At 44.0% G+C, this 14,411-nt stretch carries 11 protein-coding genes; all 11 read right to left on the reverse strand.

From position 1 onward, the window contains the following. Window positions 1–47: 47 nt before the first annotated feature. Complete coding sequence (wecB, locus tag MHB72_RS19595) at window positions 48–1,157, reverse strand: non-hydrolyzing UDP-N-acetylglucosamine 2-epimerase (RefSeq protein ID WP_023857173.1); 1,110 nt, start codon at window positions 1,155–1,157, stop codon at window positions 48–50. A gap of 65 nt (window positions 1,158–1,222) precedes the next feature. Further along, window positions 1,223–2,500: a nucleotide sugar dehydrogenase gene (locus MHB72_RS19600; RefSeq protein WP_216919679.1), complete on the reverse strand. Its 1,278-nt coding sequence runs from the start codon at window positions 2,498–2,500 to the stop codon at window positions 1,223–1,225. Window positions 2,501–2,554: 54 nt separating this feature from the next. Further along, window positions 2,555–3,862, reverse strand: a complete 1,308-nt coding sequence (locus tag MHB72_RS19605) for a glycosyltransferase (RefSeq protein WP_023857171.1) — start codon at window positions 3,860–3,862, stop codon at window positions 2,555–2,557. Window positions 3,863–3,864: 2 nt separating this feature from the next. Then, entirely contained in the window at window positions 3,865–5,070 is a 1,206-nt protein-coding gene (locus MHB72_RS19610; RefSeq protein WP_025810688.1) for a glycosyltransferase family 4 protein, read from the reverse strand. 255 nt (window positions 5,071–5,325) lie between these two features. Beyond that, on the reverse strand, window positions 5,326–7,956 hold the full coding sequence (locus MHB72_RS19615) for an N-acetylglucosaminidase (protein WP_216919405.1): 2,631 nt from the start codon (window positions 7,954–7,956) through the stop codon (window positions 5,326–5,328). 128 nt (window positions 7,957–8,084) lie between these two features. Next, window positions 8,085–9,035, reverse strand: a complete 951-nt coding sequence (gene manA / locus MHB72_RS19620) for a mannose-6-phosphate isomerase, class I (RefSeq protein ID WP_023857168.1) — start codon at window positions 9,033–9,035, stop codon at window positions 8,085–8,087. Between the two features lie 171 nt (window positions 9,036–9,206). Continuing rightward, complete coding sequence (nrdG, locus tag MHB72_RS19625) at window positions 9,207–9,653, reverse strand: anaerobic ribonucleoside-triphosphate reductase activating protein (RefSeq protein ID WP_216919403.1); 447 nt, start codon at window positions 9,651–9,653, stop codon at window positions 9,207–9,209. Then, entirely contained in the window at window positions 9,650–11,518 is a 1,869-nt protein-coding gene (locus MHB72_RS19630; RefSeq protein ID WP_103749400.1) for an anaerobic ribonucleoside triphosphate reductase, read from the reverse strand. Before MHB72_RS19630 ends, nrdG begins: the two co-directional genes overlap by 4 nt. A gap of 158 nt (window positions 11,519–11,676) precedes the next feature. After that, window positions 11,677–12,672, reverse strand: a complete 996-nt coding sequence (kdgT, locus tag MHB72_RS19635) for a 2-keto-3-deoxygluconate transporter (RefSeq protein ID WP_095291504.1) — start codon at window positions 12,670–12,672, stop codon at window positions 11,677–11,679. Window positions 12,673–12,757: 85 nt separating this feature from the next. Beyond that, window positions 12,758–13,372, reverse strand: a complete 615-nt coding sequence (locus MHB72_RS19640; RefSeq protein ID WP_020453160.1) for a bifunctional 4-hydroxy-2-oxoglutarate aldolase/2-dehydro-3-deoxy-phosphogluconate aldolase — start codon at window positions 13,370–13,372, stop codon at window positions 12,758–12,760. 5 nt (window positions 13,373–13,377) lie between these two features. After that, window positions 13,378–14,343 (reverse strand): sugar kinase, encoded by a 966-nt coding sequence (locus tag MHB72_RS19645; protein WP_216919401.1) that lies wholly within the window; start codon window positions 14,341–14,343, stop codon window positions 13,378–13,380. Window positions 14,344–14,411 lie beyond the last annotated feature (68 nt).

The raw sequence follows: 14,411 nt of genomic DNA on the forward strand, positions 1-14,411 counted from the left end.
TAATCAATGAGGATAGTCTGCCAAATGGCAGACTATCCGTGTGTTGGTCATGAAAAATAGCTGAGAAGAGCTTCCACAATACGTTTGGATGCATGTCCATCTCCATATGGATTGGAAGCCCTTGACATTTTTTTGTATTCTTCCTCATCTGTTAGTAACTGTTTCGTCAGCGTGTAAATCACATTTTCTTTTATACCAGCTAGCTTTAATGTCCCTGCTTCGATTCCTTCAGGTCTTTCCGTTGTATCCCGCAAAACAAGAACAGGCTTCCCTAGTGAAGGAGCCTCTTCCTGTACACCCCCTGAATCGGTTAAAATCAAATATGATTTTGACGCGAAATTGTGGAAGTCAATCACTTCTAAAGGCTCAATTAAATGAACACGGTCCAAGCTTCCCAATATTTTTTCAGCTGTTTCCCTTACAACGGGATTTAAGTGGACAGGATAAACAACTTGAACATCATTGTGCTCCTCAACGATTCTTTTGATCGCGCGAAACATGTTTTCCATAGGTTCGCCTATGTTCTCTCTTCGATGAGCAGTCAAAAGAATCATCCGGTCATTCCCTAATTGATCAAGAACTTCATGATGATAATCATCCCGGACAGTCGTTTTTAGAGCATCTATTGCCGTGTTTCCTGTAACATAGATTTGTGCAGGATCTTTGTTTTCCTCTAATAGGTTTTGTTTAGATTTTTCTGTAGGGGCAAAGTGCAAATCAGCAATTACACCCGTAATCTGACGGTTAATTTCCTCTGGAAAGGGAGAATATTTGTTTCTCGTTCTCAATCCTGCTTCTACATGCCCGACAGAAATTTGATTATAAAATGCAGCTAGGCTGCCGACAAAAGTCGTTGTTGTATCACCATGTACAAGCACAATATCGGGTTTTTGTTCTATTAACAATTCATTTAATTTCGACAATGCGCGTGTGGTAATATCAGCAAGTGTCTGCCGGTCTTTCATGATATTCAAATCAAAATCAGGTTGAATGTCAAAAGCACTTAGAACTTGGTCAAGCATCTGCCTATGCTGAGCAGTAACAGTTACCAAAGATTCGATGTGATCAGGATATTTTTTAAGTTCAAGGACAAGCGGAGCCATTTTGATTGCCTCCGGCCGGGTCCCGAATATGGTCATGACTTTTATTTTTTTCAACGCTTTGCCTCCTAGTTGTTGCAATTCACTTTATTTCTATCGATTCGGAACAATGCTTTGATGACCTATACCAGTATCTTCTCTTTATTTGTTGACTCATGAAGGTTCCCAAAATTGATATATTTAAAATCAATTGAACGATTTTTTACGATGTTTTTCGTATCAAAAATCTGCTTAGTTGACATTTTAGTCAAGTGAGACCAATCCAATTCTTTAAATTCATCGTGATCGGATAAAATTAATATTAAATCTGAATGATCTACAGCTTCCTCGATGTCAGCGAAAACAAAGTCCTTTTTAACATGCGGATCATAAGCTCTGACTTCATATTCCCCTTGTTCCTTTAAGATTTCTAAAATTTCCATAGCCGGGCTTTCCCTGATATCATCTACATTTCCTTTATAAGTGAGGCCAAAAACGGTAATTATTTTCCCTTTCGCCTTTTCCATCAATGTATTAACGCTTTCTACTACATAGTAAGGCATTGAAGTATTAATGGAACGTGAAAGGTCAATTAATCTAGCAGTTTCCGGAGCCTTGGCGACAATAAAGTAAGGATCAACAGCCAGACAATGGCCTCCCACACCCGGTCCCGGTGTGTGTAAATTGACTCTTGGATGTTTATTTGCCATTTCAATAACATCAAGCGTGTCTATCTCAAGTTCGTTACATACTTTTGTAAGTTCATTTGCTAAAGCGATATTTACATCCCTGAACGTATTCTCCATTAGCTTGGACATTTCTGCTGTTTTAGCATTTGTTTTGATAATCTCGCCTTTTACGAAAGTGCTGTATACTTTTGCTCCGGCTTCTGTACAAGCTCGTGTAATTCCGCCTACAATACGATTATTATATACTAATTCGTGAAGAATCTGCCCAGGAAGCACCCTTTCAGGACAGTGAACCAAATATACATCTTCACCAATGACAAAACCGGCTTCCTCCACAAGAGGTTTTACATAATCATCCATGCTTCTTGGTCCAATCGTTGATTCAACAATAATAACGTTGCCCTTTTTGACGAATGGAAGGACCGTCTTAACTGCATCCAGAACATAAGTTAAATCGCAGGACCTATGTTCATCATTACGGTTAGGGGTTGGAACTGAAATAATAAACGCATCAGATTCCTCCGGCATCAGTGAAGCTTTAAAGGTTCCATTTCGAATGACCTCATTTAAGGCTTCTTGCAGCCCCGGCTCCTCGATATGAATGAGCCCCGCATTTAAAGAGTTTATAACTTCCTGTTTAATATCAACCCCTACGACTTCAACGTTGTGTTTAGCAAACATAATAGATGTCGGTAGACCAATATAACCAAGTCCCATTGTGCAAATTTTCATCATTTTTACGCCCCTTTTCAAAAATAAATCATTAATAATAGTAAATAGTACCTATTAAAGAGCCAAATCATTGACCTCTAGGTTTTTATAAACTCTTAAAAAAGCAACCTTTTCATGTTCCCAGTTGTATAAATCCCTGGCTCTGAGACTATTTCGACTTAAAACCTCTCTGAAATCCGGAGCGCTCAACAGTTTATTAACGCCCTCAGCAATAGAATCTGGGTCATGAGAATCAACGATTATTCCTGTCTTCTCTCCTTCTATCACTCTCCTGATTTCCGGAAAATCGCAAGCAACCACCGGAACCCCGGCCATCATATATTCGAACAATTTGTTTGAAGAAGCTGAATAGTGATTGAAGCACACATTATTTAATACTTGAAAACCTAAATATGCATTTCTTGTATATTTAGGGAGTTCAGCTAACGGAACCTTCGGCAAAAATCTAACCTTGTCTTCGATTCCCATTTCATCAACCATTTTTTCCAAATCGGGTTTTATACGGCCATCTCCAATAAACACTATTGTTCCTTCGATAAATTTCGGAGCCGCTTTAACGAGATTTTCAAGTCCCCTTCCCGTTTGTATACCCCCTTGATACAAAAGAATTTTTTCCTTTTCCGGAAGGTTCAACAGGCTGTGGAGATCGATTTTTTCACTGTTTTCTTCTATTTGCTTAAATGGATAGTTGTGTACTACATGCGGATAAAAACCGTAAAGATCCTCATTATACTTCGCTCTCGTATGGTTTTCGACAATCATTGCATCAATTTTTTCAATCAAAAAAGCTTCCATTTTTCCGTAAAAGCTGCTGTCGTAGCCCGTTCTGCTTGTTTGTACTTCATGAGAATCATAGATTAGCTTTTTTTTCTTCAAGCGGAACTTTGAACATATATAACCTTGCGGAAGGGTGTTTAAATCATTTGAATGATAGATGTCATACTTCCGCTTCGCCCCTTTTAAAATCATTCTTAAAATGATGCTTCCTCTAACAATCGCTGTCTTCAGTTTCGTTTTGAGAACAATTAAAGCAAAAAGAGTACAGATGATGACAGGAATTGGCATCATATATACGAAAAACAGCCATAAGAGAGCAGCCAGCAGCAACAAAAATTTATTCTGCCTTAACTTCTTCATGATCATTTGGAAAAACTGAAGACTTACCGGATATCTCTTTACACGATGCACCCTAAAATGTTCATTGTATTCTTCAAAAGTTTTAAGATTAGGATCTTTTGGATCGTGGATACAAATTAAATCAACATCATAGGTATCTTCAGACAGTGCTGTACATTCCCTCATAACCCTTGCGTCATTTGTAAAATGGTTCCAAACAAACATACAAACTTTTGTTCTCATCATAATCAACCTTTAGCCATTTGATCTAACAAATTCGTTAATTTGTTAATATTGTTTTCCCACAAGAATTTTTTTTCGATAAATTCTCTGCAATTTGACTGCATCTCCTCTAATAGTTCTGGATCATTGTAAAGCTTTAAAATATAACTTACCATTTCATCAACTGATTGCCGGCTTGTCACAAAGCCGATTTTTTCACTTTCAATCAGCTGTTTGGAATATCCAGACAATGAAGCGACAACGGGAAGTCTGCATGTTAAATAGTCAATAATTTTACCGGGAAGTACTGTTTCAAAAACCCTAGAATTATTCAGTGTTGCTATTCCCACATCACAGCGTGACATCCGGTTTAAACAATCTTGTCTTCCCATCGGCTTTATAAGCTTTACATTTTTAAGGTTATGACGCCGGACAAAATCTGTAAAAGTCTGTTTCTGCACTCCATAGCCAATCACGTTTAATGAAATATGATGTTCATTCAGCTTTTTTGCGAGCTGCATTAAAATTGTGACATCTTGAGCCAGTCCAATATTACCTGCATAAACAACATTAAACATTGAGCCCCCCTCTCGTTTTTCCAGCATCGTTTCTTTTTTTCTTGCAGCATTCGGCAGGAATATCAACTTTTTTGTTAAACCATCACATTTATTTTTAAAATGGTCTATAAATCCCTCGCTGTTGATGATGATATGGTCGGCTTTTTTGTATAATGTAGATTCCATTTTTTCAAACATCCAAATAATATAAGAACGATTAAATACACCAACGCCTTTTAGTGATTCCGGCCATAAATCCCTGACATCCAACAGCAACTTCGCATTGTAACGATATTTAGCGACTAAGCCGACAAAGGCTACAAAAATAGGCGGAGAAGTTACAAACACAATATCATATTGATTTTTATCCTTCTGAACGTAAAAAAACATTTTCAACATTATCTCAAGATAATAGAAAAGTCGGCTAAAAAAGTTGGAGGAATATTTTTTATTCTGAATTGACAATCGAGTAACTTGGTTTCGGTCTACATCGATATCTTGTTCGTTCCAAAAATCTTCTTGAGAATAAATGTCTCTGGAAGGATACGTCGGCTCCGTGGTCAAAACGTCTACATGATAACCTTTTTGCTTCAACATGAGGAAAATGGTTTTCATCCGGTTACCTGCACTGCCGATTTCAGGATAAAAATTTTGTGTGATCATTAAAATTTTCAAATAAACTCCCCGCACTTCCACAAATATTTAAAAAGAATCACTACGTATGAATCAGTTTCCTTAAAATGTAAAAAATGAAAACGAATCACCAAATGAAACAGATTCATATAATTCTGTCAGTCTATTTACGATTATAATATTTACAAAACACCAATTGCAACAGCAGTTCGTGAATTTCGACACAATTCTCCTTCCTTTATTAGGTATTTCGTTGCATAATGCCCCCCAAACAAATAGGAAGCAGGTCCCTGCTTCCTAATGATAAACTGGTATATCATAATACACTGTGTAATCATCGAGCAATGTATAAAGACTGTACATTCTCCCCACCTGCTTATAAGCCCAGCCGACATCTGTCGCATATTGGTGAAGGGCGTTCGGAGACCATCTCATTTTATAGAGGGTATCCTGTTTGTAAGTCGGGTGGTGAATGTATTTTTCACCGATGAATTTGGCTCCGCCCATAATGGCTGCCTCAGGTGTGAACCACCCTTGTTCATAGGCGTATTTTGCACCGTAGTAAAGCGGATTGCTGTCGTAAGCCCCGACGCCGTACATATTGTAAACCTTTTTGCCGTTGAACATCGTTCCTTTTGCCAACTCGGAAGTTCCGTTGCCCGTCTCAAGGAGCGAGTGCGAAATGAGGTACAGTTCATTGATGCTGTATGCTCTTGCCGCGTCGATGAACGCTTGGCCTTTGCCTGTCAAAATCCCTTTATTATAAAGGATTTTCGCATTGACTTCGGCGGCATTCAAGCCAGCCGTTTGCGAGAGTTTTAAAAATTGGAAGTATGCCGAGCTGTCTTGTGTAAAGTTTTGCGGGTTGACATATTTTTCGACTTCTTCTCTGCTGGCATTACGCCAATTCATTCTGATTTTTGCCCAGCCGTTTTCCTGGGAGATGATATTGACTTTATCCCCTTTTTGCAGCTGTCCAATGATGTTCCCGCTTGTCACAAGGGGGCTTGACCTGATATTCAGCAGATCAGCCGTAACGGTTTGGTTCGCCGTATTGATGTAGCTTAATGAAACATAAGCCGGCGCATCCGTTTGCGGGCTGACTTTCATCTGTTTGTCGACCATCTGGCTGAGCGTGATTCCGTAGTCAGTCGTTGTGATTTGCGGGCCGTTTTTCACTTTGATGACATTCACCGGCCAGCCGTAATTCGTTTTAATCCGATTGGCGGCAGCATCCGCACGGTCTTTCCCTGTAAATAGTTCATTGATTGAGATATGAAACAGGCTGACCGTCTTTGTTTGGTAAGTTGCGCTGACTTTGTTCTTTTTAAAGACATTCAGTCCCTTGTCGAGATCTGCTTTGCTTGTGACCTGACCTGCCGTCACCCGGTACTGCCTGTAGCCGTACTCACCCGTTTGTTCAATCTTGCCCGGTATACTCCGCTTGCTGAAAAATTCAAGCGCATGCTGTAATTTCTCCGAGCCGATCAGAGCTTCCGAACTCAGTTTGTACCGGCTGTAATACTGGCCGGTCTTGACGGCCTCTGCGTGAATGCCTGTTTCTTTAAAGAAATTGAGCGCCTTCGTCACTTTGTCCTGTTCGTATACGGACTCCGTTGTCAGCTGATAATGGCTGTACACTTTTTTTCCCGTCGGTCCGGACGTTCCCGCTGCACCGTTTTTCTTGAAGAATTCCAGCCCTTTATTGATTCGCGCTTTGACGGCTGTTTCGCCGGACGCGATCCGGAAGCGGCTGACGGTCGCACCGCCGGCGCTTTGGGCGGAAGCCTGAATGTTTTTGTTTTTAAAAAACCGGATGCCGTCGTTTGCTTTCTTTTGATCTGAAACCGGGACGGAAACGATTCTGAAAGATGTCTGCTTTCTCCCTGCCTTTGCAGCAGTATAACGCCACGTTTTCTTTTTAAAAAAGGCGTCGACTTTTTTAAGGTTTTGGCTGTCTACGCTTTTCATGCTGACGATCCAGAAACGCGTGCCTTTTACCTTTTCCGTGCTTGAGGTGAGACCGGTATTCTTTTTAATTTGGCCGGCGGCATTTTTCGCGGTCTTTTCGTCATTAAAATATCCCGATTTCACATTGTAAAGCTGCGCCGGCTGACCGGTGGCTTCATATGCACCTTTGACCTTGAGCTCTTTTTCAAACTGCTTCAGCAGATTTTTTGCGTTTGTTTCGCCTTGTATCGCACCTGTCACAATTTTATATCTGAGCTGTTGTTTCTTTACTGTTTCTATCGTTCCTTTAAGAGCGGTTTCTTTTTCAAATTGGACAAGCAGGCTTTTCGCTTTGCTCTCATCTGCGATTTCTCCTGAATAAAGCTTGACGATCGCTTGTCCCGCTCCGTATGGTGCGTACGACGCTTTGAGGCCGGTCGCTTTTTGAAAACGATCGAGGATGGCTTTCGTGTTGTCTTCGCCTTCGATTCCTCCGGTGGCAACCTTCACGTATGCTTCCCTGTTCCCTGCAAGTGTATAGGTTGCTTTCAGCCCCGTTTCTTTTTCAAATTGGAGCGCCCATTCCTTGGCTTTTGCTTCACCGGCAAATTCCTTTGATACCGCTTTGGAAAACGGTTCTTTCTGTCCAAGCGGACCATAGGACGCCTTCAAACCGGTTTCTTTTTCAAACTGCAAAAGCAGATTTTTTGCTCTGCTCTCCCCTTCTATCCCCCCTGTTGTCAAAACGTAAGTTGTGCCGTTTTTCCCTGAAGGTTTGACCTCGGCTTTCCATCCCGTGTCCTTTTTCAGTTGTTCGGCTGCTTTGAGCGCCTCGCTTTCGCTATTAAACTCTTTTGTTGTTTCGATTTTGTAGACGGAAGTATCGGTATATGCTGCTAAAGCTGGGATTGCCGGGACTGCCGTATGTATGAGCAAAATGATTGCAGCAAAAATAACGGTTTTTCTAATGTTTTTCACATTCTCTACTCCCCTCGACTATAAGCCTCCTAATTTCAAAAACTTGCTTTCTCTTTTTATCGGCGAGCCGGACTATTTTTTCACAATAAAAAAGCTTAACGGCCTTCTTTTGAAGACCGTTAAGCTTTTTATATGTGAGACACGATTAATTCGCATGTTCCTTCTATCGTAAAGTCATTCGTTTCCGCCGGCAGGATAAAATTTGCTCCTTTGCTGATCGGAAATAATTCTCCGCCCTGAGTGAGCTTTCCTTCTCCTTCAATCACACTGCATAACAGGAAAGGGGCATCCTGGGTCAGCTCAGCGGCACCGTCGATCTCCCATTTATATACGGAGAAGTATTCGGCTTCTACAAAAGTCTTAATGGTAATCCCTTTTTGAGTTTCTGTCGATTCGTCAACATAGCTGTCAACGTGCGGTACTGTTGTGACATTGATCGCCTGTGTCAGGTGAAGCTCGCGCTTTTCTCCATTTTGATCGGTCCGGTCATAATCATATACCCTGTACGTCGTATCAGAGCTCTGCTGTGTCTCCAAAACGACCGTTCCTTCGCAAAGAGCGTGAATCGTGCCGCTTGGCACATAATAAAAATCGCCCGGCTTGATTTTGATCCGCCTTAACAGGTTGTCCCAATCACCGCTGTTGATCATGGTGACCAGCTCTGTCCGCGTTCTCGCCGTATGGCCGTAAACGATCTCGGCACCTTCTTTGCAATCGATGATATACCAGCATTCCGTCTTACCGAGTTCCCCGTTTTCGTGTTCGCCCGCATAATAGTCATCGGGGTGGACTTGAACGGAAAGGTCTTGATTGGCATCAAGTATTTTCGTTAACAGCGGGAAACGGTCTCCCTCTGCACCGCCGAACAATTCGCGGTGCTCGTCCCAAAGCTCGGCAAGCGTTTTTCCTTTGTAAGGACCCGAAGCAACGAGGTTCGGCCCGTTTGGATGGGCGGAAATGGCCCAGCATTCACCTGTCAAATCAGAGGGAATGTCATAGCCGAATGTCTCGCGCAAAGCCGCTCCCCCCCAGATCCTCTCTTTAAACTCAGGCTGCAGAAATATCGGTGATTGAGTCATGAAGCCATCTCCTCCCTTAATTCACGATTGTCTTATGTAAATAAAACGCTTTCTTTTATTGATAGACATGTATGATAAAATATAAACCTTTTCATATTTATTATGACGTTATCTCGATAGAAGTCAATGCCGGAAAGGAAAAACAGAAGCCCCAGAGGCTTCTGTTTCTGATTATACCAGCTCGATAATGCGCTGGTTTGAGCTTCCTCTGTAAAGGAGCGTCAAGTCCCTTTTTTTGATTTCGAACGGGCCGTCTACCAGGACATCGCAATAGGCCAGCAAAGCGCTGTGCTTTTCATTTTTCAAGATTTGTTCGTACGTATAGCCGCTGTAAAGCCAGATGTCTTTTTCGGATTGCTGCTTAATTCTCTCAGACAGTTCGATCAGTTCGCCCGCGTGCAAAAGCGGCTCTCCTCCTGAATAGGTGACGTTTGTAAGCGGGTTTTTCATAATTTCCTCAAATACTTCGTCTACACTCATATCAAATCCGTTATTGATATTCCAGCTTTGTTTATTATGGCAGCCTTCACACATATGCGGGCAGCCCGCTAAAAACACGACTGTTCTCAGTCCTTCTCCGTCTACGATGCTGTCATGGATAATATTCATCACTTTCATAGGTGCTTCACTCTGTCCTTTTCTTCTTGTCTTTTCGCCGAATTCCACTTTGACATATCTCCGACTAAATATCCCGTAATCCGTCTGATCCGTTCAATCAAAGCCTCATCTCGATTTTTGCACTGCGGGCACTCGTTATCGATGATTCCGGTAAATCCGCACGCCTTGCAGTGGTCGACAGGATGGTTGATCGAGGCGTAGCCCATGCCTGACCGGCGCATGGCGGTTACAATCATGTCCATCGCTTTAATGTTTTTTTTCGGGTCTCCGTCCAGCTCAATGTAGCTGATATGCCCGCCATTGCACATCAAATGGAACGGCGCTTCTTTTCTGATCTTTTCAACCGCAGTCAGCTTATAGTGAACAGGGATGTGAAACGAGTTCGTATAGTAGATCCGGTCTGTGACATTGTGGATCGAACCGAACTCCAATTTATCTTTTTTGACAAATTTCCCTGAAAGTCCTTCTGCCGGTGTGGCGATCAAAGAAAAGTTCAGCTTGTGTTTTTCTGTGGCTTCATCGGCCTTATCTCTCATCGACTGAACGATTTTTTTGCCGAGTTCAAACGACTCTTCGCTTTCTCCGTGATGTTTTCCTGTCAATGCAGTCAAAGCTTCAGCCAGTCCGATAAATCCGATGCTCAATGTTCCGTGCTTTAGCACATCCTCGAGCGTGTCCTCAGGATCAAGCTTCTCGCTTTCATGCCAGATGCCTTGCGAATACAGGAACTTAAAGTCTTTTGCTCTTTTTTTGCATTGAAAGGCGTACCGTTCAAGCAGCTGTTGAATCGTTAATTCCATGTAGCGGTTCAGCAAAGCAAAAAACTGTTCAACGTTTTCGCTGAGCAGCGCTATTTTGACAATGTTGATCGAGGTGAATGACAAATTCCCTCTGCCGATGCTGTTTTCTTTCCCATGAATATTGGACATGACGCGCGTTCTGCATCCCATATAAGCGATTTCGCTTTCCGGTGTTCCGTCATAAAAAGGTTTATTCACGGGCGAATCGATAAAGCTGAAGTTCGGAAACAGCCTTTCAGCGCTCGTTTCCAATGCAAGCCGGTACAAGTCATAGTTAGGGTCTGTTTGATCGACGTTGACGCCTTCTTTCATTTTGAAGATCTGAATCGGAAAAATCGGCGTCTCCCCCTTGCCGAGACCTGCTTTTGTCGCCTTCAGAATATTTTTGATCAAAAGGCGGCCTTCCCTTGACGTATCCGTGCCGTAATTAATTGAAACAAACGGAACCTGTCCGCCGCCCCGCGAATGCATGCTGTTGGCATTATGTATAAAGGCTTCGCACGCTTGGTAAGTTGTGTTGTCCGTTTCTTCCCATGCTCTTTCCCTTATCTCTTCTTCTGTCAAAGTTGTCGGGTATTGTTTGATTTTCACCAGATGCTTTTCGTACGTTTTGCGGACGTAAGGCGCCAGGTCGTAATCGAACATCGGAAATGACTGGCCGCCGTGCTGCATATTTTGATTCGATTGAAAAATGATGGATGCGAGTGACAATGCGCTCATAATGTCCTTCGGTTCCCTGAGGGAGCCGTGGCCTGTATGGAATCCGCCTTTTAACAGCCGGCCCAAAGGGATCTGGCAGCAAGTCGTTGTCCCGCTCGGCATATAGTCTAAATCGTGCGGATATATCAAGTTGTCATCGACTGCTTTCTTGATTTCCGGCGACATTAAGTACTGGAGCGCATAATGTCTGGAACTCTCGGATGCAAACCGGCTCATTTGCCCCATCGGAGAGCGGCCGTCTACGTTGGCATTTTCCTGCATAATATCGTGATCTCCATACCCGACGATATCATGAAATGTTTCTGTCAATTGCAATAATCCCTGTTCTTTAAAGCCTGTTGTCATCCTAATCTCTCCTAAAAAGTAGCATATATAGTGTCCGAACTTCCACAAGACACTATATATTGATATTAGCACAAATGATACCCGTTAAATTTAGCAATTTGGTGACGTTATTTCAAAACGGTCATAAAAAAACGCCCCGGACAAAATGTCCCGGTGCGTCAGCGGCGAAATGACTTGTAATCGATCGTCATTTGTTTCGGAGGTTTTCTTTGTTTTGTCCGTTTTTCGATCCAGACGGTTGCAAGCGGCGTCAGAAGCGAGGTGACAATGACGCTTGTCGCGATGATCGCGGTCGCTGAATCAGCCACCGGCGCAAACACGGGGTTTGCATCGGCAAGCGCATACGGCACGGCTACCGCAGCCCCGGCCGTTGACGATGCCGCGACGCCCGCAACGCCGTCTCCTCTTGCGACAAAGCGGTCCAGCAGGTATAGAGAAGCACCCGAGAGAACGACGACTGATACGCCGACAACAATACCTAAAAAGCCGGATTGGATTAACATTTTAAAATCGAGCGTGTTTCCCAGTGAAAATGCGAAGAACGGAATGATCGCCGGTACGACTTTTCCGAACAACTCGCGCAATTCAGGGTCAAGGTTTCCGAGAATGCAGCCGAGTAAAAACGGGATGACGGTTGCAGCCAGCGTCTCCCAGGGAAATGCCGCGAGCCCTGTCACACCGAAAGTGACCATCGTCATAAACGGGCCCGATTCTGTGCTGATAAAGGCGAAAGCACCGGCGTCTTCCTTTCTTCCCATATGGTTCATTAACGCCAAATACAGACCGCCGTTCGTTTCATTCATAACGGCTACAATAGCAAGCACTGACAGTCCGGCAAAAAACCCGCTTTGAATGCCTTCATCTGGAATGAACTGCGCTGCGATCAAACCCAATAATGCGGCAATGCCGACTTTGCCGATCAGAAGTGTCAGTCCCTTCCTCGCAATATATCCTGAAGAACGAAAATCTATTGTTGCACCAACGCAAAAGATAAATACTCCTAAAATCGGCAGCGTTCCGGTAATCAGGGCGCCTGTAAATCCGCCGAAAAACTCCGCGGTTCCCGGAGCAAACGTATTCAGCGTTGCGCCCAGAAAGAGCGGAATGATCATCATGCCGCCCGGCACACGTTCAATCGTTGCTTTAATTTTCATCATTTTTTCTCCCATTCTAGAAATTAATGAAAAAGCAAAGCTGTCGATCTTGCAAAATCTGAAGTCTTTTCACGCTGCGCACGCTTTAATTCTGCCGAATCCGACGCTGAAAGATACGCTGGATATCCGCTTCTGACACTTTGTTCAGCTGGCTTCCCACTCCAACTGCCAATGCTCCGGCATCGAGCCATTTCTCCACATCGCCCGGATGGATCCCCCCGGTTGGTATGAAACGAACCTTCGGAAAGGGGCCCGCGAGGTTTTTCATGTAAGGAATCCCGGAAGTCCCCCCTGGAAACAGCTTAAGAACCCGAAAGCCCTTTGAGACCGCTTCCATAATTTCGCTCGGTGTTAATACGCCGGGAATAAAAAATGTATGCAATGAGGCGGCTTCCTCAGCCAATTTTTCCGAAAAACCCGGACTGACGATGAATTTTGCCCCCGCTGCCGCGGCTTCCCTCGCCTGTTCGCTTTCAACCACCGTTCCGGCTCCGACAAGGAGGCCGTCTTTTCCTGCAAATTTTTCAATCAGCTCAGACGCTCCCGGCGTCGTATATGTGATTTCAATCGCAGTAATTCCTTTGTCGATCAATCTGTGAATGCTTTCCTCAGCAGCTTCCTTATCGCCTGCGCGGACGACCGCGATCAGCCCGGCCTCGGCCAGCTGCTCCTGCACTTTTCCGATCATAGACATTTCCATTACGGTCAACCTCCTGTTTTTTGGTTGTTTGCCTCTGCGGCCATAAAAGCTTTCAATTGATCCCTTGACGGCAGGCCGTCCATATCACCCGGAGCCATGACGGCCAGAGCTCCGATCGCATTTGCCCTCTGAACTGCTTCTTCAAGCGGCAATCCGTCTAATAGACCGCTGATCATGCCGACGGCAAAACCGTCACCAGCGCCAACGGTATCAACAACCTTTTCCACCTGATAACCCGGCACATAACCCTCTTTGTCCGGTGTCCGGTAATAAGCCCCCTCTTTTCCAAGCTTGATGACAATGACCTTGACCCCCTGCATCACATAATATTTAGCGATATCCTCGGGAGAATTGCAGCCTGTCAGGAGTTTTCCTTCATTGATCCCAGGCAGAAACCAGTCTGCTTGCGCGGCGATCTCATGAATCGTGTGAACCATTGTCTGCTGGTCCGGCCAAAGCTGGAAGCGGAGATTCGGGTCAAACGAAATCGTCTTTCCATCTTTTTTCATCTGGTGAACGGCGTGGCGGGCGAAGCCCCGCATTTCCCTTGAAAGGGCAGGAGGTATGCCTGTCACATGCATATGTTTGGCTTCTTTGAAATACTCTGCCGGGTAGTCATCAATGCTCATCGTGCTTGCGGCTGATCCTCTGCGGTAATACGTGACATCAGGGTCCCCGCTTTCAACCTTTGACTTGAGCAGGATGCCTGTCTGCTGGTCTGCACTGCGTTTGACTTCAGAGATGTCGACGCCTTCTTTTTTCAATTCATTTAAAATAAAAGTTCCAAGCGAATCGGTGCCGACCTTGCTCATCCAGCCGACTCGAAAGCCCAGGCGCGACAGTCCGACGGCAACGTTTGTTTCCGCTCCGGCAAGAGCCTTGGAAAACGAAGAAGCCTCATGCAGTCCGCCTGTTTCATTTGCGTAAAACATAGCCATCGATTCTCCGAATGTCATCACATCAAGCGACATGATTTCACTCTCCTTTCGAAATGGTACCGGTTTCAAAAAAAGTTGCAGAAAAACACTCTCCCCTAAAT

Origin of the sequence: Bacillus sp. FSL K6-1284, from assembly GCF_038002625.1 — a bacterium.
GTDB classification, from domain to species: domain Bacteria; phylum Bacillota; class Bacilli; order Bacillales; family Bacillaceae; genus Bacillus; species Bacillus paralicheniformis.

Coding starts and splice junctions, on each gene's coding strand:
- nrdG (WP_216919403.1), bottom strand. CDS start 9,653: ATGAAAGTGATGAATATTATCCATGACAGCATCGTAGACGGAGAAGGA.
- MHB72_RS19640 (WP_020453160.1), bottom strand. CDS start 13,372: ATGGAAATGTCTATGATCGGAAAAGTGCAGGAGCAGCTGGCCGAGGCC.
- MHB72_RS19645 (WP_216919401.1), bottom strand. CDS start 14,343: ATGTCGCTTGATGTGATGACATTCGGAGAATCGATGGCTATGTTTTAC.
- MHB72_RS19600 (WP_216919679.1), bottom strand. CDS start 2,500: ATGAAAATTTGCACAATGGGACTTGGTTATATTGGTCTACCGACATCT.
- MHB72_RS19605 (WP_023857171.1), bottom strand. CDS start 3,862: ATGATGAGAACAAAAGTTTGTATGTTTGTTTGGAACCATTTTACAAAT.
- kdgT (WP_095291504.1), bottom strand. CDS start 12,672: ATGAAAATTAAAGCAACGATTGAACGTGTGCCGGGCGGCATGATGATC.
- manA (WP_023857168.1), bottom strand. CDS start 9,035: ATGACTCAATCACCGATATTTCTGCAGCCTGAGTTTAAAGAGAGGATC.
- MHB72_RS19630 (WP_103749400.1), bottom strand. CDS start 11,518: ATGACAACAGGCTTTAAAGAACAGGGATTATTGCAATTGACAGAAACA.